Source organism: Bacillus cereus group sp. BfR-BA-01309 (assembly GCF_022664315.1).
GTDB classification, from domain to species: Bacteria; Bacillota; Bacilli; order Bacillales; family Bacillaceae_G; genus Bacillus_A; species Bacillus_A mobilis.
This window is the reverse complement of sequence record NZ_JAKUHE010000007.1, coordinates 1-25,504: the sequence shown is the minus strand read 5'-3', so window position 1 is coordinate 25,504 and position 25,504 is coordinate 1. Positions and strand designations below refer to the sequence as shown.

Below are 25,504 nucleotides of genomic sequence, written 5' to 3'. Positions count from 1 at the left end.
CACTTTATTCTTTATTCCAATATATAAATAGTATAATTTCAACAAAAACTTCTTCATACCTATCACCTTTTTGCAAAATTATTAATTAAAAATTTATACAATAATGGATGTAACTTGGTCGCCAATAATAAAAACTTTACACTTTTCCCATACTCTTTTAAACGCATTGTTTTATAAAAATAACGATTCAATATACCAATAACCTTATAATATTTACTCTTATGCTCATTAAGTTTTCCACTCACTGATATTAAATTTAAAACTACCATCGAACAATTTCCTAGTTTTAATACAACTAAGTTATATAACTCCTTATAATATCGCCCCATAAATTTACACATTTCATCATAGATTAAGACTGAATCAATTTTAATTTCTTTTACAGCCTGGTCCATCATACTATTATCACGCTTTATATAATGATATTTAGGTTCTCCTATGAAACATACTTTTTTACACTTATGAATAACTTTATACGTAAACGCTGTATCTTCATATGACATACCTACTGGAAATTTAATACCCTCTAATAATTGTCTTTTGAAAAGTTTAGTCCAAACAACTTCATCATACAAATCCCCTTCTAGCATCGCTTTCATCGCGCTATATCTATCATGAATAACAAACGGATGATTGCTTGAAATTACTGTTTTATCCTTGTAATGAATTTCACTACTACAAATAGCTATATCACAATCCTGTTCTACACACATACCATATAACAATTCATACATATCCACTTCTATCCAATCATCACTATCAACAAATCCTATATAATCTCCCTGTGCTATTTCTAATCCAGCATTTCTTGCAGAAGATAATCCACCATTCTCCTTATGGATTACTTTAATTCGGCTATCTTGAGTCGCATACCCTTCACAAATCTCACCACAACTATCAGGAGATCCATCATCAACAAGTATCAACTCAAACTCTTTAAACGTTTGCTTTAATATAGAATCAATACATTTATGAATATATTGCTCAACTTTATAAACGGGAACAATAATACTAATTTTAGGATTCATAATTGCACCCTTTCATTTGCAATTAACTTAGAAAACGATTTACCTTTTCTAAATTGTTAAATTCCTCGTCTAACAAATTAGACGTTACCTCTTCACGCACTCTTTGTTGATCCAAAAGATATTTAATCTTGTAATATAGGCTTTCCTCATTACATTCAGCAACAAAACCATTATATCCATCTATTATTTGCTCATTTGCGCCTGTAAAATTAGTCGTTACAATAGGTTTTTTTAAACATTTTGCCTCAGCTAACGTGAGGCAATACCCTTCATGCCTAGAAGTTTGAACATATATATCTGATTGATTTACATATGGATACGGATTTATTGCTGATCCTAATAATAGAAAATCCTGTTTCAAATTATACTTACATATTAGTGTCTCATAATACTCTCTATTCTCTCCTTCTCCGATACAGTACCATCGTACTTCGTATCCCTCCTTACGTAGCATTGATAAAACTTTAATTGCAAGGTCTTGACCTTTTTCTTTTGAAAGTCTACCTACTGTTACTATCTTCATACCTTTATATTTATTATCAAATTCTACTTTTTCTTTCGCCATTTCATTTATTACATCTGGAAGTACAATATTTAAAAAAACACTTGTCTTACTTTTTACTTTAGGAAACTTCTCTATTAAATGTTTTTGTGCTTCTTTAGAAACTACATATATATTATCCAGCTGATTATATAATTTCTCATATAATTTTGTATTAACTGGATGTTGAAAAACATCAAAATGAATCCAAGAAATTTTCTTTTCTGAAGTCACTCTATTAACTATATAATAATCAATTATGTCAGTAGGACCTTGATATGCAATTGCAATATCATATTTATTCTTATTATGCGGAATATCTTTAAAAATCTCTTTATAGAAAACATATCTATCCTTTAAATTTTTTGATATCACATAAGTGAATAAAAAATTTAAACCCTTAATATATCTTGTGTTTTCAAAGTATTCTTTAATCGTTTTCTTTGGTGGTTGCATAATTTTAGGTTTTATATTTTCAAACCAAGTAACTTCTTCTATATTTATCCAACTTGGTAATTGTTTTAAAAATCCTCCTCGCTTCTCCAACATCAATACTGTGACATCATACTTTTCTTTTGGTATTACAGATAACAAAGAAAGAAGTGATTTTTCTACACCACCTATATTCATACTACTTACCATAAATAGCACTCTCTTCATAACTATCTCCTTCTACCACCTAAAAGTTTTATAACAAAATAAAAAAACATCCTCTCAAAGATGTTTTCACAACAAACATAATTTATAATAATGAACCGTCCATATTTCTGTAATACGATAATAATACCTACTAAAACAAGTTACACATTAGAATTTGCTATTTTATATAACTTTTTTAACTCTTCTCTCGTATCTACCACTTCCTTTTCTATATTTTTTCTCAACCGTCCTTCCAGCGATTTATCACTTAATATTTGTATAACAGAATCATACATTTGCTGCTCATCAAATTGAACTATTAATCCATTGTGGTTATGGATTATCTGTTCACTTGCTCCTGTAAAATCGGTACTAATAATTGGGTTATTAAAACATCTAGCTTCTGCAAGTGTTATGCAGTATCCCTCATATCGAGAAGGTTGTACATATAAATCACATTGTTTCATAAATGGATAGGGATTCGAAACTGCTCCTAAAAATATATAATCACCCTGGACATCATAATCTTTCACAAGCTTTTCATACATTCCTCTTTCCTTTCCATCTCCTATGCAATACCATCTAACATTGAAGCCAGCTTCTTTAAGCTTAGCTAACACAGATATTGTTAAATCCTGCCCCTTTTCTATACTCAATCTACCAACAGTAAGGATTCTTACGCCCTCAAAATCATCCACAAACCCAATTCCTTCATTTGCCATCTTACATATCATTTCAGGTGAAATAATATTTAAAAAAGTTTCTGTCTTATTTATCAATTCCGGAACAGTTTGAGTAAGTTTCATCTTTCCTAAATCTGAAACTACAAAAACATGTTGAAATTTTTTATATACTTTATTAACAAAATGCTTATTAAAATATATCTTTTCAACATCGAAATGGATCCATTGAATCTTTCGTCTCGCCTCTACTTTATTTGCCACAAAGTAACTAATAAAATCCATTGGTCCAGCATACGCGATTGCAATATCATAATTTTTATAAGCACCTTCATAATTCTGTAAACAATATTTAAAAATAACACTCCGTTCTTTCATAATCTTAGAGATTACGTACAATACTGCCAATTGCAGCGCTTTTACAATTTTTCTTTGTTTTATAAAATCCGCTATAACTAATCGTGTTGGTTTATTCAATATATATTGCATTTCCTCGTAATCCTTTACATACTCAATACGAACCTCCTTTGGAATAAAATTTAAAAAATCTCCTTTTTTCTCTAACATTAAAATTGTCACTTCATATTTGTCTTTTGGGATTTCTGCTACCATATTTAAAAGGGCCTTCTCTGTACCACCTATATTCATATTTATAGCCATAAAGAGTATTTTCTTTTTCATAGTTCCCCCATTCTTTCTCTTTATAAAATCCTTTAATTGAAAGAAGCATATATCTTCTCGATTTCCTCTTCCGTTCCAACCTTTTCTTTCTTTAAATTTTCAAATAACCGTTTTTTTAGCAAACCGTTTTCTATAATTTCTTTCACCCCTTCATATATTGCTTCCGAATCCATCTTCACTATTAAACCATTTTCTCTATGTTTGATTTGATTATGAGCTGTAACAAAATCGGTTACTATTATAGGCTTTTGAAATATTCTAGCCTCTGCTATTGCCAGGCCATACCCTTCATATCTAGAGGGTTGCACATATATATCACTGTGTTTTATAAAGGGATAGGGATTCTTGTATGTACCTAATAATATAAAAGTATCATGTAAATTATATTTACTTATCCTATCCTCCAGTTCACTTTGAAGATTTCCTTCGCCAATTACATACCACTTAAATTTATAGCCTTTGTGCTTCAATTTATAACAAGCTTCTATGGCCAATTCATATCCTTTTTCATACACTAACCTACCAATCGTTAATATTCGTAATCCATCAAACTGATCACTAAATCCTTCGCTCTCATTTGCCATCGATTTAATTAACGTCGGCGATATAATATCATAGACAACTTGAATTTTCGACTCTATTTTAGGAATTTCTTGAATCAATACTTCCTTACAAACATCGGAAACAGCTACTATTTCATTAAATTCCTCATAATAGTTCAAGTCAAAATCTTTATTATATGCGGCTAACCTATAATCCGTATTTACCCAAGCTATTTTTTTGCACGCGTAAACCTTATTTGCCACAAAATATGTTGGCATTCCTTGACTATAAGCTATGGCAACATCATATGTCCCCTTTAAACTATCCATCCCTTTAGATACCCATCTCCAAACTACTTGAGCTGCATGTGATTTTTTATTTATGTATGGATTTCTAAGAGATATAGAAGCCCCTACTCTAAGAAATAACTCTTTAAAGTATTTATGTTTGATTAAATAATTAAATTTTTCAGCCTGCCTTTTAATAATTGTAGGTACTTCTAAAACGTTTACCTGTTTTGGAAGTAATGGTAAATACAATCCACTAGCAGAGAACATTAACAAATCAACTTCATATTTCGTATAATCAAATAAAGAAAGTAAAGAAACTAAACTTTTTTCAGCTCCTCCACTTTGTAGCGAATCTATAACGAATAAAATTTTTTTCTTCATAACTATCACTACCCTAAAGTGTTTTTATTGAGCTCAAAATATTAAAAATCATTTACGTATTCTCCCTTTACGAAAATAATGCATATAATTTATTGATTTCATTACGATTTCCATATTCACCTTTAAGAGTATTTTCTACCAGTACTTCCCTTAATTCTTTATCTTCAATAAGTCTCTTTATTCCATTAGCTATCCCGTTTATTCCCATCTCAGTTATTAATCCATCAATTCCATCCTGCACCTGACTTTTAGCAGTTGAAAAATTAGTAATAAGTACTGGCTTACCGATGATTTGTGCTTCACGAACCGTTACAGCTTTCCCCTCATACCTTGATGGCTGCACATATATATCACATGCTTTTATATACGGATAGGGATTTGTTTTTTTACCTAATAAAAAAAAATGTTTCCCTAGGTTAAGTTCAGCTAATAACTTTCTAAGTTCAGATTCTAATGCTCCATACCCAACTACATACCATTCCATATCATATCCCTCATCTAATAACTTTCTTAAGGCATGCATAGCAACGTCTATTCCTTTTGCATATGATAACCGCCCTACAGTAACAAGTTTTATTTTTCCTGGTTTCATCTGTAGTTCTTTCATAACATCTTCCCTGTGTGCTTGCTCACGTACGAACTCAGGAGATAATATATTTTCTATAATTTCAACATCCTTATTTACATTTGGTAAAATACTAAGAAATGAATCTCGACATCCTTCTGAAACTGCTACGATGTTATCCATTTTGCTCCACATTTTATACTCCATGTTTGCATTAAGATTTATATTTGAATAATCTGTATGAATCCAACCAATCTTTCGTTTCGCTCGAACTTTATCTCCAACAAAATAATGGGGCCATAAAAAACTAATTGCTACATCATACTCCTCTTCCAGTTTCGGTATAAATGGTAAAGTTATTCTCCATCCATACTGAATAACGAAATATCCCACCTCTGCACTTTTCACATATCTCCCATGCACATCTCCCAAAATTTTCCCCAAAGTCCTTGTCATTCCTATTGTAATTTGCCCTTCTTGCAATATTTGTTTAATTGATTTTCTAAAAGTAGTATATTGTTTTACTTCCTTTAACAAATTAGGCAGTTTAGGTAATAAAAAAAGAAACTCTCCCTCATGTTTAAATAACATTAAATCTACATCATATTTGCTATAGTCGATTGTATTCAATAAACCAATTAAACTTCTTTCTACTCCTCCAATTGCCATATCAAATGATGTAATGAGAATTTTTTTCTTTTTCATTTCTTACTCCCTCATCCGATTTATTTTACTAGTTTTATTCTTATGAAAGTAATTACATTTAACTATGATTCCCTATACTCTAATCCATATAATAATAACCACTCTGGAATATTACTCTTTATATCAAAACCGAGCTTCGAGATCCTATCAGCTATTATTTCTGTATTTAATTTTTCTTTTTTCAAAACCCTTTGAATTTCTGCAGACCATATTTTAAGATTTTCATCTAAGCTAACAAATGATATTATCCCTAATCCCATATCAACATTTTTAGTTATTGTATTTGCCACTACACACGGAACACCTGCACATTGTGCTTCTAATGCAACAATTCCAAATCCCTCAAAAAGTGATGGGAAAAGAAAAATATCAAACATCCTTATAATTCTTGGAATGTCTTTTCTTACTCCTAAAAATCTAACTTTTTCATAGATACCTAGTCTTTTGGCTTCTAGCTCAATAGAATTCTTTAACGGACCATCTCCTACTAAAACAAGCATAAAATTAGAATCATATTTTAATACCTTATTGAAAACTTTCAATATAAATATATGATTTTTAGATTCAGAAAAACGCCCAATATGACCAATCACTTTCTTTTCAACTGGTATATCGAATTCATTCCTTACTGTATTATCATCCTGTATATTTGCATTAACAAATTGATTAATATCTATTGCGTTTTTCATTATCTTTACTTTTGAATTATCAATGTTTTTTTGAAATAAAAAACGTGCAGATTCCACACTACACGCACAATAATTTGTTCCAGCATAAGTAATAATTGTTCGTAAAAAGCTCAATAAAACTTTCCCTTTTACCCCCGATCCCATCGGCCAATTATTACTATGTGAATGACAAATCCTTATTTTTATACCAGCTATTTTAGCAGCAATAGCCACAAATCCCCCTTGATAATCAGTATGTGCATGGGCCGCCACATATTGATTATTAGACATTATCCTAACAAGCTCTTTAATGTATGAAAGAAGGCCTAACTGTCCTAAGCTAGATATTCGGTGTATTTTCCCACCCAACGCAATGATTTCCTTATCATAATCACTTTCTTCACTTTTATGGGAAACAAAATCAAATTGCACCATTTCTCGATCTATATTCCTATATACATTCATTAATAATGCCTCAGCGCCACCTCGGTCCATCGCACTAACGATATGTAACACTCTTTTTGGTCGTTCTTGTTTAAACATTGAAAATTACTCCCATCTAAGAACGATTTTCAAATATATATTTTATCCCCAGAAACTACTCTTATAAACTATTCCTAAAGTAATAATATGTTCATATACAAAGTAAACAAAATAACATAATATTACTGCATAGTAAATTAACTTTTGATCCTTTTCTATAAATAACTTTATAACCCACGATATCAATATCAAGTGATATAGCCCAAAATATATGGAGAATCTTGCAAAAATCCAATTTTGAGTTGAAATAATCATAAATACTAGACCTAACAATGCCATATTTACGATGTAATCACTTTCCGGAAAGATCTCTCTTAATTTATGTCTTCCAACATAAGCGAGAATGAGCGGTATTGCATCCACAGCAACCCGAAGAATATTAGCTCCTCCTTCTTGAAAATCCTTATAGTGACCATATTGTGTATCCCCTATAGTTGCAAAGAAAATTTCTGCAAACTGATTAAACCCTATTACTATAAGTACTGCAATAATGAGAAGTATAAATGTTATTGCCGACCATGCTTTTCTTCGGATTACAAAATAAATAGGAATTAATACAAGGGCACTTTGATGAAAAGTAGAAGCAAATAGTACAATCAAAAAATACCTTTTCCAATTTCCATCTAAAATATATTTTGTTGCAGTAAAAATAATCGCTGCGGTTAAATACTGTCTTACTCCATTCATTGAGACTAAATACATACCGGATGCGATATACACATATAAACTTAACTCAATCATGCTTGAATATTTATATAGAACTACTACTATTAATATATTTGTTATTAGAGCTGTTATAAAAATCAAGACTTGCGGATCATTCGTATATGTTTTTAAAATCATTTGCAAAATGCTAAATCCAACATCCTTACTACTTTGAATATAATCCCAATTAAAATCAGTAACAGTAAAAGCATGCATATAAAAATACGTATCACCAATATTATTTCTAAAACCAGATACTAGTACAAGAGAGGTCGTCGCCATTAAAATCAATAGTCGATTCGGTTTTAACATCAACATTTCTGAAGTTACTGGCATAGCAAAATACCGTGCGAAAAACGCTAGTATGAACACTATAAAGAAATTCATCCAAATTATAGTCATTATTCTTCCCTCTTATCAATCCTAAATAAATTCCTATATATTTACTTTTATTCTTGTTTTCAATGTAATGTAACTATATAGAATAATCCCAAATGGCACTGCGCAAAGGGTAAGTACTTTGCATGGTGACTCTTTTATAAATTTTTTATTTTTCCCTATAAAGCTACTTGAGACATAATGTACAGCTTGTCTATATTTAAATAGCCTATTTGCAAATGGTAGCTTCATCAGTTCCTTACGATAAAAAGCAAAACCTTTTGGATTTTTACGATACTGACTTAACATATTCATCGAAGAACCATCAGGCATATATTCAACATAACAAAGTGCTTCGTTTATGAGTAACATCTCATATTTCTGATCCAACATATAGTATTTATATGCCAAACCTACATACTTTTCATTTTTAAAAACTGGATAAGGATACTTCCTAGTTAGTTCTGTACGATATACTAATTTCTTATCTCCAGTTACACCATGTTTATTGTAAAGATTAAACAGTGTAGAACGTTTAAGATTTAACGGTAGCTTTGAACCAATTACTGTCCCATCTTTATATAAATCAAGAGCAATGATTCCACTTACTTGATCACTGCCATTTTCATCCCAAAACGAAATGATTTTCTCTACAGCATCACTAGGCATTGAGTCATCTGAATCAATGCACACATTAAGTTCAGTATCAATCATCTCGTAAGCTGTATTATGAGCACCATGCATCCCTTGATTTACTTGCCAATAATACCTTATACTTATGCAATCTTCAGAAATCCAAGAATGCACTAACTCCTTTGTATAATCATCAGACCCATCATCTATAATTAACCATATAAAATCTTGACACGTTTGCTGCTTCAAACTTTCATAACACCCCTGAAGACAATATGCTCGATTATATGTAGGGGTAAAAATCGTTAGCTTTTTCAATATGCTCACCTCGATACTTCAACATAAAACTCTTGGGTAAACCCTGTAATATTTTTTATATCATATCCTTTTTCAGCTAATACATCTTGCTCCACACTTCGCGATGCCTGCTTGTTTTCTATATTTTGTAATAGACCTACCCAGTTTCTTATATGTAGCAAAGAACACTGTTCAACTAAATTCAACCCCAAATCCACATCTTGTGTAATAGTATCCGATATAATACATGGCAAACCCGACCCTTGTGCTTCAATAAGGGTAACTGGCAAACCTTCATAAATAGATGGAAATACAAATGCATCAAATGCTTGTAATAAACGATTAATATCACTACGTATCCCTAAAAATTTCACTTTATCTGTTAGATTCAGTTTTTCTACTTTGTTCTCCATTTCTAATCGAAGCGGTCCATCTCCAACTAATAGAAGAATAGAGTTCGGCCTATATTCTATTAATTGAGCAAAAATATCAATTAAAAAAGTATGATTTTTTGGATATGCAAATCTTCCCACATGTCCAATCACAAAAACATCCCCATGAAGTTTCAGTTCTTTTCTTACCTGCTCTCTAATGTCTGGATTAAATGTAAATTCATCACATTCAATTCCATTTTTTAATATTTTTGTTGTACTTTCTCTATTCGCAAACAACCATTGCGCTGCAGCTACTGAACATGCTAAAAAATGTGTAGCACACGACATAATAAATGCTCCTGCATACCATTTATATATGTTTGCTATAGCGCCACCCTCACTGCTTGTACTATGACTATGCGCAATCCTAATTGGAACTCTTGCCTTTTTAGCTGAACGAAGTACAAAACCGCTCATTTTATCCATATGTGAATGAACGAGTTTATACTGTGGATGAGTGCTAAAGAAATTATCTAGTGCCTTTATATAACCTCTATGACCAACATCTGTAACATATGGAATTCTATGAACTTTCCCGCCTAGCTTTACTATCTCTTCATCAAATACTCCCTCTTTACAGGTTAAAAAATCAAATTGTACTTTTGAGCGGTCTATATTACGATACAAATTCATAATTAAAGTTTCGGCTCCGCCTCTATTCATATTTACGACTACATGTAATACTCTTAATGGAGTGCCCAATTTAAATCCTCCATTTCATCCATATAACTTGTATAAATTTCTTTTTTTTCTTTCAACACTTCATTAACTGAATATTCATTCACAATAATACTACGTCCACGCTGTCCAAACTGCGCTTGTAATTTAGTATTTTTAGAAATTAAATTAATTCTTTCAGCCATCATCTTTATGTCATCGCGTTCTATAATCCAACCATTTTTATTATTAATAATTAACTCCCTATGCCCTCGGTTACTTGTAGCGATAACCGGAAGCCCACAAGCCATAGCTTCCATAATATTAACTGGTAAACCTTCCCGATAACTCGATGCAACAGCTAAATCACACATCTGTAGCAAATGGGCTATATCATTTCTATAACCAAGAAAATGCACCATACTACTCACACCTAGTTGAGTCGCTATTTTTTTGCACTCCTTCATTAAAGGCCCTTCACCAGCAAGTAGTAGCTTCGCATGCGGAATTTCATTTTTCAACTGTGCCAATGATCGAATTAAGAAGCTTTGGTTTTTGTTCTTATTAAATTCAGCAGCATAAAACATTAAAAAGTCTTGTGGGTTAAAGCCATATTGTAGCCTTAATTCTCGTTTCTCACTTTCAGTTACAGGAGTATACCGTTCTATATCCACTCCTACACCATGAACGAGTTTAATATTTCCCGCCTGAAATCGATGTCTTACCGCTAAATTATAATCTTCCTGATTAATTGTTATGAGACAATCTGTAGCAGTAGCTAAACTTCTTTCGATTGGATAGTATACAAGCCAATTTATGAATGGTGACCCTTTGCAGAAGTGAAATCCATGCGCTGTATATATGACCTTTGTCCCTTCCCTTCGTGCTTTTCGAGTAGCCAAACGAGCAATTACTCCCCCCATAGGCGTATGACAATGAATGATATTATATTTATTTTGATGAATGATTGATTTGAGTTTGTTATATGCATGAAGGTTTTGTATGCTAAGAGGTGATCTTTGAATAGGAATATTATATTTTTCAGTGACATACGGAAGGTGTATATTCCCATTTGCTGCAACGTGTACTTCCCAACCTTGGTCTGCAAACCATTTCAAATACGGTAAATGAAAAGCTTTAAAATGATAATCCACAGTTGCACAAAATAGAACTTTTTTAGACACCATCCCACGCACCCGTCTTATTTTAATATTTTGCTGTTAACCCGATACTGGTATTAGTAGTTTTAAAGTTTTACGCTGATTCACTAAATTTAACAATCTCTTTCTTAGTTCAAACCCATCTAATTCTGTATATTCGGAAATTATTTTTTCTATTTCTTCTATACGAACATTCATTTCTTTCCCTACATAAATTCTTGGGTGGACTTGTTGCTCATTCATTTCATCTTCTTTTAGTAATTCCTCAAAAAGTTTCTCACCAGGGCGTATACCCGTAAATTCTATTCCGATTTCATCCACGGAGTTTCCTGACAATCGAATGAGGTTTTTAGCAAGATCCACTATTTTTACTGGTTCTCCCATATCCAGCACAAAAATTTCTCCACCTTTTGCTAACGCACCAGCTTGTACTACAAGTCTAGACGCCTCCGGAATAGTCATAAAATAACGAACCATATCTGGGTGAGTAACAGTAACTGGTCCACCTTTTTGAATCTGCTTCTTAAATAACGGGATAACACTCCCTCTACTCCCTAAGACATTTCCAAATCGTACAGTAACAAACTTTGTATGACTTATTTTATCTTTATGTTGTATTACCATCTCAGCTAATTTCTTTGTTGCCCCCATAACACTCGTTGGGTTCACTGCTTTATCTGACGAAATCATAACAAACGTTCCTACTCCATGCGTTCTTGCCGCCTCTGCTATATTCATAGTCCCAATCAAATTATTTTTAACAGCCTCTTCAGGATTGTTTTCCATCAATGGTACATGTTTATGTGCAGCAGCATGATATACAACATGAGGAAGATGTTTTTTCATTATTACATGCATCTTCTTCTCATCTTGGATATCTGCAATTTCTGGAATAAACACGCCTTTCCTATCATTATGTTTTTCATTTAATTCCATTTCTATTGAATATATACTATTTTCTCCATGCCCTAATAAAATCAATTTTTTGGGCTTAAATTTCGCAACTTGTCTACAAATTTCTGAGCCTATCGATCCACCTGCACCAGTAACTAAAATGACTTTATCAGTTATATAATCTGAAATGATATCCACATCTAGCTCTACAGGATCACGCCCTAATAAATCTTCTACTTGAACATCTCTGAATTCATTCACTGAAACTTTACCTGTTACTAAGTCTTCTAACATTGGAAGAATTTGCGTTTTAACATTTGTTTTTAAACAATTTTTTAAAATAATATTTCTTTCTTTTTTGTTTAACGAAGGAATTGCTAAAATTATCATTTCGATATTCATTTTTTTAATAACGTAATCAATTTGGTTCATACCACCTATTACCGGAATCCCCCAAATATCTAGATTATGTTTTTTGATATTATCATCAATAAATGCGACTGGCATTAATTCCGTAGCACTGTTCTTCAACAACTGTCTTGCAACCATTGTCCCAGCAGATCCAGCACCAACAATTAACGTTCTTTTCTTATCGCCTTTTTTTACATAATAAATATCTCTGTACATTCTCCAAATAAAGCGAGAACCACCTATTAATAAAATATGAATCATCCAAGTAACAACTAACAATCGAAAATACATTTTTCCGATGACTAGTTGCTGCACAGCCGCTGTAGTAAGTATAGAAAATGTAACAACCTTGCATATAATTAGCAATTCTCCTATACTTGCATATTCCAAAGCCTTTTTATATAACTTATAAATAAAAGCAAACAAATGATGACTAACTAATAAAGTGATAGAGCTAATAACTGATGATAAAGTGATAACACTGAAGCTAGCATTTACAAAAAAATAACTAAAAAAAATAGCAGTTAATACTATCAGTGAATCCATTAAAAGCAATAACGATATCCTCCGGCGATACGTCATATAACTTCCTCCTTTAATCAATTCCTTACTTAACTCTTTCAAACTTAAAGTTTCTAACTATATTCTCTTTATTAAAAACACATAGTTAGAAACTTTAATAAAACATGGGCATCTAACCCTCCCTCACATTACACTTTTGACGACTGGCATCTAAGGTTATTTTCACAACCCACAGCATAATCGAGTGCCTCCATTGATAGCGGTTAGGAGACATCACCACATCATAATTCTATTGTTTTTTCTTTATAACGAACAATTTCACGTACGAATGTTTAATTTAATAATATCTTCTAGACTTTCCCATTCAAAATCGCACCCAATATTCTACTCTTCGTAAAGCTTAGTGCTCTTTTCGTTTCAAGCGCATCTTCGTTCACAGTGCGATCATACCGGATCACCAAAAGTACTCCTTCACACTTATCAGCTAATACACTCGTATCTGTTACTTCTAATACAGGGGAAGAGTCAAATAATATGATGTCATACCGTTCCATCGACTTTTGAATCAACATATCCATTGCCTCTGAACTAAGTACTTCTGACGGATTGAATGGCACTGGACCGCTAGTTAATACATCTAAACTTTCCATCTTTGTTTTTTTTACAGCAACCACCAAATTTGTTTTTCCGTTCAATATGTCAGTTAATCCAATTGTATTTTCCACTCCAAACATTTCATGAATCGTTGGTGTTCGTAAATTCGCATCTATTACCAATACTTTTTCGCCTTTTTGCGCTATTGAAACCGCTAAATTAACTGTAATTGTTGATTTTCCTTCACCGTACCTCGGAGAAGTAATCACTATCGTTCTACTTTTATGAATCGACGAAGATAATTGAATGTTAGTTCGTAGCGAACGATACTGCTCCGAAATTTTCGATCTTGGGGCGGTATACGCAATCATACTTTCTCCTTTAACTTTATTTGTTTTCCATCTATTTTTGTATGCCACTCTGTTCCCTCCCCCAATAACACTGTATTTTTCCCACTAAATTTATCTTTCATATTCTTCTTATTCATTTTAGAAATTCCACCTAAAACAGGGATATCTAACAATTGTTCAATTCGTCGTTCTGATTTGATTCTCTCATCCAATGAATCCAATAAAAAAATAAAACCGATACTGAGCACCATACCTAACGTGAATGCGATTAGTATCGTCTTAAAGTGATTTATATTTATAGGCATAGAATATTTTTGAACTGGATCTTCTGGTAATATGCTCACATTATTAAAATTCAGTATATTAGCTACTTCTTGTTTATAAACAGCCGCTGTAGTATTTGCAATTTTATGTGCAAGCACAGGATCCATATCCACTACATTTATCCTCATAATTTGAGAGCCTTGTACACTTTCCGTACTTATTTGTCCACTTAATGCACCTGCTGATCTGTTTATATTCAATTCAGCAGCTACTTTTTCTAATATTACAGGCTCATTCACCATCGCTTTCAATGTATTCATCGTTTCAGCGTTAGCTTGAACAATTACCCTTGCTGAGGAAGCATACAGAGGCGTTTTCATATACACACTATACAAAGCTCCTCCTACCGTTGTAAGAGTCGTAAACAATAGCAGTATCCACATCCTTTTCCATATTACAGTGAATAGATTTTTCAAATTTATTTCCTTATTCATTACTTCTCCCCCTCATTTAATACCAATGAGATTTCAGTTGAACATTCCATAAAAAAATAAAAATAAAATTATTATTTTTATTTTTCGAATATACAAAACTCCCTAATTACTGTCATTTTAGTTCTTTATATAGAACGAGTCAATACAATTTATTTTTGTTTAACCACTTCTTAATTCCCACTCAAAAATTACGACAACATTCTTCATAATTCACTGTAGATAAATGACGAAAACCCCCTATTACTGCAGTATCAGGGGGTTTTTCTTTGTATTGAAACGTAATTGAACAAGGCTTTTTAACCCATTAAAATAGGTCGTATATATTAAACAATTCACTTTTTTTAAATGGTATTCATTTTGCATAGGTATTAGCAAGCGCATTTTGGAATTTGCTTACCCCTTCCTATTCCTCATATAAAAATGCCCGATAAATAAAAAACCCTCAACACGTTATGTGTCAAGGGTTTAAGTCTCTTAGTATAGAGACATATATTGATCGCGTTCCCATTGATGAACTTGCGTTCTAAAGATATCCCACTCAATCTCTTTTGCTTCGATGAAGTGCTCAAGTAAATGGTCACCTAGTGCACCACATACTACTTCATTAGATTGTAATGTAACTAATGCTTGCGCTAATGTTGCTGGTAAGTCAACGATGCCAGCTTCTTCGCGCTCTTCTTTTGTCATTACGTAGATGTTACGGTCTACTGCAGCTGGTGGCGTTAATTTGTTTTTAATTCCATCAAGACCTGCTGCTAATAATGTAGCCATTACTAAATATGGGTTTGCAGCTGGGTCAACACTACGTACTTCTACGCGTGTACTAATACCACGAGATGCAGGGATACGTACTAATGGGCTACGGTTTTGTGCAGACCATGCTACGTAACAAGGAGCTTCGTATCCAGGTACTAAACGCTTGTAAGAGTTTACAGTGGGATTTGCTACCGCTGTAAATGCTGGTGCGTGTTTTAAAATACCTGCGATGAAATGACGAGCATCATCACTTAATTGTAAGTCACCGTTTTGATCGAAGAATACGTTTTCACCATTTTTGAATAGTGATAAGTTACAGTGCATACCTGAACCGTTCACACCGTATAATGGTTTTGGCATAAATGTTGCATGTAAACCGTGTTTACGAGCAATTGTTTTTACAACAAGTTTGAATGTTTGAATATCATCACATGATCGAATTGCACTTGCATATTTAAAGTCAATTTCGTGTTGACCTGGAGCAACTTCATGGTGAGACGCTTCAATTTCAAAGCCCATCTCTTCTAGTTCAAGAACGATATCACGACGACAGTTTTCCCCTAGATCCATCGGCGCAAGGTCGAAGTATCCACCGTTATCGTTTAATTCTAATGTTGGATTTCCTTTTTCATCTACTTTAAATAGGAAGAATTCTGGCTCTGGTCCAAGATTGAAATCTGAGAATCCTAAAGCTTCCATTTCTTTTAACACACGTTTTAAGTTGTTACGTGGGTCTCCATCAAATGGAGTGCCATCTGCATTGTAAATGTCACAAATTAGACGAGCAACTTTACCTTTTTCAGCAGTCCATGGGAAAATTACCCAAGTATCTAAGTCAGGATATAAATACATATCAGATTCTTCAATACGTACGAAACCTTCAATCGAAGATCCATCAAACATCATTTTGTTATCAAGAGCTTTCGTTAATTGTCTCACTGGAATCTCTACGTTTTTAATTACTCCTAAAAGGTCTGTAAATTGTAAACGGATATACTTTACATTCTCTTCTTCCGCCAAACGGAAAATATCTTCTTTTGTGTACCTAGCCATTATAAATTCCTCCTTAGTCCCTCTAAACACCTTCAGAATCAGTTCTCTTTAGTGAAAAAACCTTGAAATGTCACCTTGTCGCAATGAAGTCCGATTAAATCTACCTGTATGTTGTAGTTCATCTCGAAGTATTTTGCGAAGCTCAGTTTTTGAAATTTCTTTCGTTTCTTCTTTTACTTTCACTGTTTCTGTTTGATTTTCTTTCATTAGTAACACTTGTTTAATACCAGCCATATTCAAGCCTTGATCTAATAAATCTTTAATCTCTAACAACTTATCTACATCGTTAAATGAAAATAATCTACGATTCCCCTTTGTACGGGTTGGAGAAACAAGATTATGCTCTTCATAGTAGCGAATTTGACGTGCAGATAATTGTGTTAAATCCATAACAATACCAATAGGAAACAGCGGGGCAGAACGTCTATCTTCTTTCATTGTTTCAGTTCCTCCTTCGCCTTAACTGCTTCTCATTTTATACCATGTTATGTTTAGTGTCAATAGATGTTAGCTTTTCTTACATGATTTTTTATAAATTTTTTCATTCTTTTTTCTAATGAAATAAATCATTACTTTCACAAGAAAAAAGCTGTCGAAATCGACAGCTTCCCCTTAAGAAATTGTTAATAATTCTTTTTCAATTAATGCATCAATTGCAGAACAAATCGCAATCTTCACATGTGAATAAGTTAACCCACCTTGCACGTAAGCAACATAAGGGGGACGAATTGGACCATCAGCTGACAATTCAATACTTGCACCTTGAATAAACGTTCCCGCAGCCATAATTACATCATCTTCATAACCCGGCATATAGTTGGCATATGGAGTGAAGTGAGAATTAATCGGAGATGCATATTGAATTGCTTGGCAGAATGCAATCATACGATCTTTATCATCAAATTGAACAGACTGAATTAAATCTGTTCTTGGCGCATTCCACGCTGGTGATGTATTCATTCCTAACTTCTCTAAAAATGCAGCTGTAAAAATTGCACCTTTTAGCGCTTGTCCCGCTACATGCGGCGCTAAGAAGAAACCTTGATACATTTCTTGTAGACTGTATAAAGATGCCCCTGCTTCCGCACCGATTCCTGGAGATGTTAAACGATATGCACACGCTTCAACATACTGTTCTTTACCAACGATATAACCACCAGTTTTAACAATTCCACCACCAGGGTTCTTAATAAGCGAACCTGCCATTAAATCTGCACCAACATGACATGGCTCTTGCTCTTCAATAAACTCGCCATAACAATTATCTACAAATACAACAACATCTGGTTTAATTTCTTTAACAAACGCTATCATCTCTTTAATTTGAGAAATAGTAAATGACGGACGAGTAGCGTAGCCCTTTGAACGCTGAATACCAATCATCTTCGTATTACTATGAATTGCAGCCGCAACAGCTCCAAAATCAACAAGCCCCTCTTCAGTAAGCGGAACTGCATTATAACCAATATTATATTCTTTAAATGAACCTACACCTTTTCCGCGTACACCAACGATTTCTTCTAACGTATCATACGGCTTGCCAGTGATGTACAATAACTCATCTCCTGGACGTAAAATACCGAATAACGCTGTAGAAATAGCGTGCGTACCTGAAATAATTTGTGGACGAACAAGACCAGCTTCCGCTCCAAATACATCCGCATACACTTTTTCTAACGTATCACGGCCAATATCATCATAACCGTAACCTGTTGTCGGAATAAAATGCGAATCGCTAATCTTATGTTTACGAAAACTTTCTAATACACGAAACTGATTACTTTCAATTACTTCATCCGCACGTTTATGTACTTCTGTAATTTGGCTCTCTACTTCTTTTACGATTGGAGCAATTTTTTCTCCATTTTTCAAACGATCAAACATTTTTATTTTCTCCTTCTTCCACTAAAAATCTCTTTAATTGCACATTAAGCGATGAATGAGCAAAAATATACCCTACGCAATCATATACAAATTTATCTTCTAAAAACTCCATCTTTGTTAAAAGTGTTTCCGTTTTTAATAACGTTAACAACTTACCTTCACTCGGAGGAATTTCCACTTGATAACAATTCATTTCTTCCTTCATTTTCGTTTCTATCGCTTCTTTTATATGTAATAAATCATCTTCTTCAAAAGCACTAGTCATTAAGAAGTCACTTTTCGGAAACGGAATAAAGTTTTGATGTAATTCATCTTTTTTATTATATAACGTAATAATAGGAATATGATTAATTTCAAGTTCTGACAATAATTGTTTTACTGTTTTTTCATGCCCTACATAATTAGGATCTGCAGAATCAACTACATGTAAAATAACATCCGCTTCACCAGCTTCTTCTAATGTCGAACGAAAAGCCGCAATTAATGACGTAGGTAAATCCTGTATAAAACCAACCGTATCAGTTAGTAATACTGTATAACCAGAAGGTAACGGCATTTTCCTTGTCGTCGGGTCTAACGTTGCAAACAACAAGTTTTCTTCAAATGTATCAGCTTCCGTCAACCTATTAAACAGCGTAGATTTCCCCGCATTCGTATATCCTATTAATGAAACTTGAAATACTTTATTATCTTTTCTTCTCTCACGATATCTTTTCCGATGTTCCACAACGACTGCAAGTTGTTTCTTTATTTCATCAATACGCGATCGAATATGACGACGATCCGTCTCTAGTTTCGTCTCACCTGGTCCCCTTGTTCCAATACCACCACCAAGACGTGATAAAGACAATCCTTGCCCCATAAGACGCGGCATTGTATATTGCAACTGAGCTAATTCTACTTGAAGCTTACCTTCCCTCGACTTCGCACGTTGCGCAAAAATATCTAATATTAATTGCGTTCGATCAATTACCCTCGCATCTAATACTGAGGATAAATTCCGAATTTGACTCGGCGTTAATTCGTTATTAAATACGATAACATCCGGTTCTAATTCTTCAGTTAACATTGTAAGCTCTTCTAATTTACCTTTACCTATATACGTCGCCGGATGAAACTTCGGTCGTTTTTGCGTTGTAGACACTAACAATTCTGCTCGCGCAGTCTTTGCTAGCGATGCAAGCTCTTTCATGGAATGCATAAATTTTTCATCATCTTCTTGCGGCAATTGACAGCCCACTAATATGACTTTTTCTTTTTCTTCCATCAAATATGTTCACTCATCCTTTTCGAAATTTAAACCTTCTAATATAATAGCAGAGGAAGCACATTTCATCTAGTTAGCGGGGGAGAAAATTCATGGCATGGGAGATTTTTAGCATCATAGGCACAATCGCTTTCGCACTAAGCGGAGCCATCGTTGCAATGGAAGAGGATTATGATATTTTCGGGGTGTATATTTTAGGAATGGCGACCGCATTTGGGGGAGGTGCCCTTCGTAATTTATTAATCGGTTATCCGATTGTCGCGTTTTGGCAACAAGACATGTTATTCCAAATCGCACTTTTATCAATGACAATTATTTTTCTTTTTCCAAATAAATTAATTAGACACTGGAAAAAGTGGGAAAACATCACTGATGCTATCGGCTTATCAGCATTTGCCGTACAAGGGGCTTTATATGCTCAGAAATTAAATTTACCAATTAGCGCTACGATCGTAGCAGCTGTTTTAACTGGCATTGGCGGCGGTATTATCCGCGATCTTTTAGCCCGTAGAAAACCTCTCGTCCTTCGAGCTGAAGTATATGCTTTTTGGACGATTCTAGCAGGTTTCTTAATCGGCGCTCAAATTATTGTTAGTGATTGGGCTTTATACACCTTATTCATTTTAATTGTTTGCTTCCGCATGGTTTCTATTCACTACAAATGGCATTTACCGCATAGACGTATAGACACAAACGAACGTTCAGTGCATAAATAGCAATCCAACCTCTTTACAGAACGTAAAGAGGTTTTTCTTTTCTAACGAGTTTTTCTTTACATAATGTTTATACTAATCCTCAAAGCGAGGTGAATACAAATGACAAACCATGTTAATAAAGGTGCTCAAAAAAGCTCAGTAGGTCAAATTGGACATGACCCTAATTCTGCACACGAAAAAAGTGCTAAAATGGAACGTTTCCATAAATCTTATCAAGACAAAGCAAAAAAAGAGTAACAGCACTTATACAAAAAACAGACGCACAGTTTACGTACTGTGCGTCTCCTCTTCAAGCATCAAATCACTACTTGATATCCCAATTAAATCATATTTATCATACGTATCCTCTTGCAACAAGCGCATAGCCTGTGTACGAATCGATTTTTCAACAATATTCCGTACATATCTTCCATTGCTAAACGATGTAATTTGCGATGAGTACTTTACAGCATGTAAATGATCTCTAAATTTCCATTCAGCCTCTTTCGATAACTGGTATTCACGTTCTTCATACATCCTCTTCCCTATTTCTAACAGCTGATTTACCGAGTAATCCGCAAATTCAATTATAAATGGAAAACGGGATTGCAGACCTGGATTTAATGAAAGAAAGTGATTCATCTCTCTTGAATATCCAGCTAAAATTAATACAAAACCGTGTTGTTTATCTTCCATATGTTTCACGAGCGTATCAATTGCTTCTTTTCCAAAATCTTTTTCTCCCCCTCGGGCTAATGAATACGCCTCATCAATAAACAAAATACCTCCCATTGCTTTTTTTATTAAATCTCTTGTTTTTTGAGCTGTATGACCGATATATTCTCCTACAAGATCCGCACGTTCAGCTTCAACTAAGTGCCCTTTTGATAGAATATTCATCTCAAACAACAATTTCCCTATCATTCTAGCAACAGTTGTCTTCCCTGTACCTGGATTCCCTTTAAACAACATGTGGAGTACTTGCTTCTCAGACTTCAACCCTATTTCTTGTCTTTTTTTGTTTACATAAATCCAAGCATATATTTCTTTTATTATCTTTTTTATATCATCCATCCCAACGAGCTTTCCCATCTCTTCTTCAATTCTTTGCAGCATCTCATGTTTCGTAGTAGTTTCACTTGAAATTACCGTTTTATTTTCCGCGGCCGGTAAAGAAATTTTCTTTCGATGATTTAACACAATGTTAATTTGATTATTATTTTTCTTTCGCATCGATTGTTCCATACACTCACCTCATTTTATCCTGCATGAACAAGCAGTAAGACTCCCACCTCAAAATTCAGCAAACGCGAGGAAGTTAGACGAGAGACTGCTACCCGTAAATGCCCGATTGGTTCAACTAATAATCAAGGGAGATGAACAAATACCCCACTGATTAAAGTTTCACTTTATCCACTCACCAAATATTATTATTCCTGTCTCCCTTGCAAATGACTATTTTCAGAAAAGTTTGCTATAATATAAGAAATAATGAAGGTGGTGGGACTATGGAGACAACGGAATTCCATGATACAATACAAGCCTTTTCTATTTTTTTATTGAATAAAGGCCGAAAACCTTCAACCATTAAACGTTACGTTTATGACATTGAAGATTTCGGACATTGGTTAGAAAAAAACAAAAAGCTCCCTTCCAGTAATATATGGGCTACACTTTGTACAAAAGACTATGAAGATTACTTTTCCGACTTAAAAAAGAATCGACATTACTCAGAGAAAACGATGCACCGTGTATTTATTGTATTAAATAGAATGCATCACTTTCTAAACATCCCTAATCCATTAAAGAACATGGAAATTTCTATTCAACCAGACCGCACACTTCGTAATGAGGATTTCATTTCATCTGATGAAGAAAAAAGATTAAAACATATAGTCACTTCATTAGAAGGACTTTCAGAAAAACAGCGTCCTGTGCGCCCTTTATTAATGGATCGTAATATCGCTATTTTAAATTTATTAATCGACTACGGATTATCCTTACAAGATCTTACAGCATTAACTATGCAGCACGTCCATTTTGAAACGAACACATTATCTATCCCAGCAACCGCAGGGATAGAAAGAACAATTACATTAACTAGCGAAGACAAAAAACAACTATATACTTATTACAAAAGCATCCCAGAGCCCGTTCGTCCAAAATACCATAGTAATGATCCATTATTTATTGCCTTTGATTTTAATCGCGGAACATACAGATGGGTATACGAAAATGATGCACCAAAGGGATTAACAGAAATCGCTATCCAAAAAATGATTCGCCTTGAAGTATCTAGAGCTAATTTACGTAAAGGAATCTCAGGACAACACTTTCGTAACACCTATATTTTAAACTTAATAAAAAAAGAAACTCCAGAATCAGAAATTATAAAACTAGTTGGATTTAAATCAAAAGTTTCACTCAAACGATATTATCAATACGCAGAAAATAGAAAAAACGCCTTATCCTAAGGCGTTTTTTCTATTTTTTCTTTAAACAAACGATTTTACTATGACCATTTAACTAATTTTTGCATCTACTATGATGAGTTTCGTTCATATCCTCATGAGAAAGGAGAGATTTAATGTCTCATTTTAACGACAGTCATAACAAATTCTCCAAACCATGCTTTCCAAGTAGCGCCGGACGAATCCCAAATACTCCATCCATCCCAGTTACTAAGGCACAACTTAGAACATTCCGTGCAATCATTATCGATCTAACAAAAATAATTCCAAAACTTTTCGCAAATCCATCTCCTCAAAATATTGAAGATCTAATCGATACATTGAACTTACTAAGTAAATTTATTTGTTCACTAGACGCTACTTCCTCCCTGAAAGCACAAGGGTTAGCTATTATTAAAAATTTAATAACTATATTAAAAAACCCAACCTTCGTAGCAAGCGCTGTATTTATTGAGCTTCAAAATCTAATTAATTATTTACTATACATTACAAAACTATTCCGAATTGACCCTTGCACACTTCAAGAGCTTCTTAAATTAATAGCAGCATTACAAACTGCTTTAGTTAATTCTGCTTCATTTATTCAAGGACCTACAGGGCCAACAGGCGCTACTGGTGCCACCGGACCTCGAGGTAACACGGGCGCTACTGGTGCCACTGGACCTCGAGGTAACACGGGCGCTACTGGACCTCAAGGGCCTCAAGGTAACACAGGCGCTACTGGTGCCACTGGACCTCGAGGTAGCACAGGTGCTACTGGTGCCACTGGACCTCAAGGTAACACGGGCGCTACTGGACCTCAAGGGCCTCAAGGTAACACGGGTGCTACTGGTGCCACTGGACCTCGAGGTAACACAGGCGCCACTGGACCTCAAGGTAACACGGGCGCTACTGGACCTCGAGGTAACACAGGCGCTACCGGTGCCACTGGACCTCAGGGTGTTCAAGGTAACACGGGTGCTACTGGACCTCAAGGACCTCAAGGTAATACAGGTGCTACTGGACCTCAGGGTGTTCAAGGTAACACGGGTGCTACTGGTTCTACCGGTGCCACTGGACCTCAAGGTAACACGGGTGCTACTGGACCTCAGGGTGTTCAAGGTAACACGGGTGCTACTGGTTCTACCGGTGCCACTGGTATAGGAGTTACTGGACCTACCGGACCTTCTGGCGGGCCTCCTGGACCTACTGGACCTCAGGGTGTTCAAGGTAACACAGGCGCTACTGGTGCCACTGGACCTCAAGGCGTTCAAGGTAACACAGGTGCTACCGGTGCTACTGGACCTCAGGGTGCTCAAGGTAACACGGGTGCTACTGGACCTCAAGGCGTTCAAGGTAACACGGGTGCTACCGGCGCTACTGGACCCCAAGGTGTTCAAGGTAACACAGGTGCTACCGGCGCTACTGGACCTCAAGGTGTTCAAGGTAACACAGGTGCTACCGGCGCTACTGGACCTCAAGGTGTTCAAGGTAACACGGGTGCTACCGGCGCTACCGGACCTCAAGGTGCTCAAGGTAACACGGGTGCTACCGGCGCTACTGGACCTCAAGGTGTTCAAGGTAACACAGGTGCTACTGGTGCTACTGGACCTCAGGGTGCTCAAGGTAACACAGGTGCTACTGGTGCTACTGGACCTCAGGGTGCTCAAGGTAACACAGGTGCTACTGGTGCTACTGGACCTCAAGGCGTTCAAGGTAACACAGGTGCTACTGGTGCTACTGGACCTCAAGGTGTTCAAGGTAACACAGGTGCTACCGGCGCTACCGGACCTCAAGGTGTTCAAGGTAACACGGGTGCTACTGGGCCTCAAGGCGTTCAAGGTAACACGGGTGCTACTGGTTCTACCGGACCTCAAGGTGCTCAGGGACCTGCGGGTGCTACTGGTGCCACTGGACCTCAGGGTACTCAAGGTAACACAGGTGCTACTGGGCCTCAAGGCGTTCAAGGTAACACGGGTGCTACTGGGCCTCAAGGCGTTCAAGGTAACACAGGTGCTACCGGCGCTACTGGACCTCAAGGCGTTCAAGGTAACACAGGTGCTACTGGACCTCAAGGCGCTCAAGGTAACACAGGTGCTACTGGTGCCACTGGACCTCAAGGCGCTCAAGGTAACACAGGTGCTACTGGCGCTACTGGACCTCAGGGTGTTCAAGGTAACACGGGTGCTACCGGCGCTACTGGACCTCAGGGCGTTCAAGGTAACACGGGTGCTACTGGACCTCAAGGTACTCAAGGTAACACGGGTGCTACCGGCGCTACTGGACCTCAGGGCGTTCAAGGTAACACGGGTGCTACTGGACCTCAAGGTACTCAAGGTAAC

At 35.2% G+C, this 25,504-nt stretch carries 22 protein-coding genes; 4 read left to right on the top strand and 18 right to left on the bottom strand.

All coding sequences use genetic code 11. The features are described from left to right. Positions 1 to 62 precede the first annotated feature (62 nt). From MR115_RS14610 to hflX, 17 genes are all read right to left on the bottom strand, one after another. Positions 63 to 1,028, bottom strand: a complete 966-nt coding sequence (locus tag MR115_RS14610; protein ID WP_242241777.1) for a glycosyltransferase family 2 protein — start codon at positions 1,026 to 1,028, stop codon at positions 63 to 65. A 22-nt stretch (positions 1,029 to 1,050) separates the two neighbouring features. Beyond that, complete coding sequence (locus MR115_RS14605) at positions 1,051 to 2,229, bottom strand: glycosyltransferase (protein WP_242241776.1); 1,179 nt, start codon at positions 2,227 to 2,229, stop codon at positions 1,051 to 1,053. A 140-nt stretch (positions 2,230 to 2,369) separates the two neighbouring features. After that, positions 2,370 to 3,569, bottom strand: coding sequence for a glycosyltransferase (locus MR115_RS14600; RefSeq protein ID WP_242241775.1), 1,200 nt, complete (start codon positions 3,567 to 3,569; stop codon positions 2,370 to 2,372). 32 nt (positions 3,570 to 3,601) lie between these two features. Continuing rightward, a complete protein-coding gene (locus MR115_RS14595; protein WP_242241774.1) occupies positions 3,602 to 4,783 on the bottom strand; it encodes a glycosyltransferase in 1,182 nt (393 codons plus the stop codon). A gap of 67 nt (positions 4,784 to 4,850) precedes the next feature. Next, positions 4,851 to 6,053 (bottom strand): glycosyltransferase, encoded by a 1,203-nt coding sequence (locus tag MR115_RS14590; protein ID WP_242241773.1) that lies wholly within the window; start codon positions 6,051 to 6,053, stop codon positions 4,851 to 4,853. A gap of 62 nt (positions 6,054 to 6,115) precedes the next feature. Further along, on the bottom strand, positions 6,116 to 7,264 hold the full coding sequence (locus tag MR115_RS14585) for a glycosyltransferase family 1 protein (protein ID WP_242241772.1): 1,149 nt from the start codon (positions 7,262 to 7,264) through the stop codon (positions 6,116 to 6,118). Positions 7,265 to 7,306: 42 nt separating this feature from the next. Then, a complete protein-coding gene (locus MR115_RS14580) occupies positions 7,307 to 8,371 on the bottom strand; it encodes an EpsG family protein (RefSeq protein WP_242241771.1) in 1,065 nt (354 codons plus the stop codon). A 33-nt stretch (positions 8,372 to 8,404) separates the two neighbouring features. After that, entirely contained in the window at positions 8,405 to 9,298 is an 894-nt protein-coding gene (locus MR115_RS14575) for a glycosyltransferase family 2 protein (protein WP_242241770.1), read from the bottom strand. A gap of 5 nt (positions 9,299 to 9,303) precedes the next feature. After that, entirely contained in the window at positions 9,304 to 10,413 is a 1,110-nt protein-coding gene (locus tag MR115_RS14570; RefSeq protein WP_242241769.1) for a glycosyltransferase family 1 protein, read from the bottom strand. Beyond that, a complete protein-coding gene (locus tag MR115_RS14565) occupies positions 10,398 to 11,555 on the bottom strand; it encodes a glycosyltransferase family 4 protein (protein WP_242241768.1) in 1,158 nt (385 codons plus the stop codon). The genes MR115_RS14570 and MR115_RS14565 overlap by 16 nt, the downstream gene beginning before the upstream one ends. A 33-nt stretch (positions 11,556 to 11,588) precedes the next feature. Further along, positions 11,589 to 13,415 carry a polysaccharide biosynthesis protein gene (locus tag MR115_RS14560; protein WP_242241767.1) on the bottom strand — a complete coding sequence of 609 codons (1,827 nt, stop codon included), beginning with the start codon at positions 13,413 to 13,415 and terminating at the stop codon, positions 11,589 to 11,591. A gap of 290 nt (positions 13,416 to 13,705) precedes the next feature. Continuing rightward, entirely contained in the window at positions 13,706 to 14,368 is a 663-nt protein-coding gene (locus tag MR115_RS14555; RefSeq protein WP_132131264.1) for a CpsD/CapB family tyrosine-protein kinase, read from the bottom strand. Then, positions 14,317 to 15,057: a YveK family protein gene (locus MR115_RS14550; protein ID WP_061677947.1), complete on the bottom strand. Its 741-nt coding sequence runs from the start codon at positions 15,055 to 15,057 to the stop codon at positions 14,317 to 14,319. Before MR115_RS14550 ends, MR115_RS14555 begins: the two co-directional genes overlap by 52 nt. 474 nt (positions 15,058 to 15,531) lie before the next feature. Continuing rightward, positions 15,532 to 16,866 carry a type I glutamate--ammonia ligase gene (gene glnA, locus MR115_RS14545; RefSeq protein ID WP_061677946.1) on the bottom strand — a complete coding sequence of 445 codons (1,335 nt, stop codon included), beginning with the start codon at positions 16,864 to 16,866 and terminating at the stop codon, positions 15,532 to 15,534. Between the two features lie 48 nt (positions 16,867 to 16,914). Further along, positions 16,915 to 17,304 carry a transcriptional repressor GlnR gene (gene glnR, locus MR115_RS14540; protein WP_000656784.1) on the bottom strand — a complete coding sequence of 130 codons (390 nt, stop codon included), beginning with the start codon at positions 17,302 to 17,304 and terminating at the stop codon, positions 16,915 to 16,917. 174 nt (positions 17,305 to 17,478) lie between these two features. After that, on the bottom strand, positions 17,479 to 18,750 hold the full coding sequence (locus MR115_RS14535) for a methionine gamma-lyase family protein (protein WP_000460296.1): 1,272 nt from the start codon (positions 18,748 to 18,750) through the stop codon (positions 17,479 to 17,481). Beyond that, entirely contained in the window at positions 18,743 to 20,017 is a 1,275-nt protein-coding gene (gene hflX / locus MR115_RS14530) for a GTPase HflX (RefSeq protein ID WP_063260594.1), read from the bottom strand. Before hflX ends, MR115_RS14535 begins: the two co-directional genes overlap by 8 nt. 92 nt (positions 20,018 to 20,109) lie before the next feature. On the opposite strand from hflX, the gene MR115_RS14525 reads away from it, so the two are divergent. Together MR115_RS14525 and MR115_RS14520 are read left to right on the top strand one after the other, a co-directional pair. Continuing rightward, positions 20,110 to 20,733 (top strand): trimeric intracellular cation channel family protein, encoded by a 624-nt coding sequence (locus MR115_RS14525; protein ID WP_048544241.1) that lies wholly within the window; start codon positions 20,110 to 20,112, stop codon positions 20,731 to 20,733. Between the two features lie 99 nt (positions 20,734 to 20,832). Continuing rightward, positions 20,833 to 20,970, top strand: coding sequence for a hypothetical protein (locus tag MR115_RS14520; protein WP_063260593.1), 138 nt, complete (start codon positions 20,833 to 20,835; stop codon positions 20,968 to 20,970). A 30-nt stretch (positions 20,971 to 21,000) separates the two neighbouring features. Here the strand turns inward: MR115_RS14520 and spoVK are convergent, their stop codons facing one another. Further along, positions 21,001 to 21,957: a stage V sporulation protein K gene (gene spoVK, locus MR115_RS14515; RefSeq protein WP_061677942.1), complete on the bottom strand. Its 957-nt coding sequence runs from the start codon at positions 21,955 to 21,957 to the stop codon at positions 21,001 to 21,003. 263 nt (positions 21,958 to 22,220) lie between these two features. Here spoVK and MR115_RS14510 point away from each other — a divergent pair, with 263 nt between their 5' ends. Next, the gene (locus tag MR115_RS14510) at positions 22,221 to 23,186 is read left to right on the top strand and encodes a tyrosine-type recombinase/integrase (RefSeq protein WP_048544247.1); all 966 of its coding nucleotides are present in this window, start codon (positions 22,221 to 22,223) and stop codon (positions 23,184 to 23,186) included. Positions 23,187 to 23,299: 113 nt separating this feature from the next. After that, positions 23,300 to 25,504, top strand: a 2,205-nt coding sequence (locus MR115_RS14505; RefSeq protein WP_242241766.1) for a collagen-like repeat preface domain-containing protein, incomplete at its 3' end; no start/stop codon positions are given.

What these genes read in the sequence shown, in the direction of transcription:
- MR115_RS14610 (WP_242241777.1), bottom strand. Translation starts at nt 1,028, where the DNA reads ATGAATCCTAAAATTAGTATTATTGTTCCCGTTTATAAAGTTGAGCAA.
- MR115_RS14605 (WP_242241776.1), bottom strand. Translation starts at nt 2,229, where the DNA reads ATGAAGAGAGTGCTATTTATGGTAAGTAGTATGAATATAGGTGGTGTA.
- MR115_RS14600 (WP_242241775.1), bottom strand. Translation starts at nt 3,569, where the DNA reads ATGAAAAAGAAAATACTCTTTATGGCTATAAATATGAATATAGGTGGT.
- MR115_RS14595 (WP_242241774.1), bottom strand. Translation starts at nt 4,783, where the DNA reads ATGAAGAAAAAAATTTTATTCGTTATAGATTCGCTACAAAGTGGAGGA.
- MR115_RS14590 (WP_242241773.1), bottom strand. Translation starts at nt 6,053, where the DNA reads ATGAAAAAGAAAAAAATTCTCATTACATCATTTGATATGGCAATTGGA.
- MR115_RS14585 (WP_242241772.1), bottom strand. Translation starts at nt 7,264, where the DNA reads ATGTTTAAACAAGAACGACCAAAAAGAGTGTTACATATCGTTAGTGCG.
- MR115_RS14580 (WP_242241771.1), bottom strand. Translation starts at nt 8,371, where the DNA reads ATGACTATAATTTGGATGAATTTCTTTATAGTGTTCATACTAGCGTTT.
- MR115_RS14565 (WP_242241768.1), bottom strand. Translation starts at nt 11,555, where the DNA reads ATGGTGTCTAAAAAAGTTCTATTTTGTGCAACTGTGGATTATCATTTT.
- MR115_RS14560 (WP_242241767.1), bottom strand. Translation starts at nt 13,415, where the DNA reads ATGACGTATCGCCGGAGGATATCGTTATTGCTTTTAATGGATTCACTG.
- MR115_RS14550 (WP_061677947.1), bottom strand. Translation starts at nt 15,057, where the DNA reads ATGAATAAGGAAATAAATTTGAAAAATCTATTCACTGTAATATGGAAA.
- glnA (WP_061677946.1), bottom strand. Translation starts at nt 16,866, where the DNA reads ATGGCTAGGTACACAAAAGAAGATATTTTCCGTTTGGCGGAAGAAGAG.
- glnR (WP_000656784.1), bottom strand. Translation starts at nt 17,304, where the DNA reads ATGAAAGAAGATAGACGTTCTGCCCCGCTGTTTCCTATTGGTATTGTT.
- MR115_RS14535 (WP_000460296.1), bottom strand. Translation starts at nt 18,750, where the DNA reads ATGTTTGATCGTTTGAAAAATGGAGAAAAAATTGCTCCAATCGTAAAA.
- hflX (WP_063260594.1), bottom strand. Translation starts at nt 20,017, where the DNA reads ATGGAAGAAAAAGAAAAAGTCATATTAGTGGGCTGTCAATTGCCGCAA.
- MR115_RS14525 (WP_048544241.1), top strand. Translation starts at nt 20,110, where the DNA reads ATGGCATGGGAGATTTTTAGCATCATAGGCACAATCGCTTTCGCACTA.
- MR115_RS14520 (WP_063260593.1), top strand. Translation starts at nt 20,833, where the DNA reads ATGACAAACCATGTTAATAAAGGTGCTCAAAAAAGCTCAGTAGGTCAA.
- spoVK (WP_061677942.1), bottom strand. Translation starts at nt 21,957, where the DNA reads ATGGAACAATCGATGCGAAAGAAAAATAATAATCAAATTAACATTGTG.
- MR115_RS14510 (WP_048544247.1), top strand. Translation starts at nt 22,221, where the DNA reads ATGGAGACAACGGAATTCCATGATACAATACAAGCCTTTTCTATTTTT.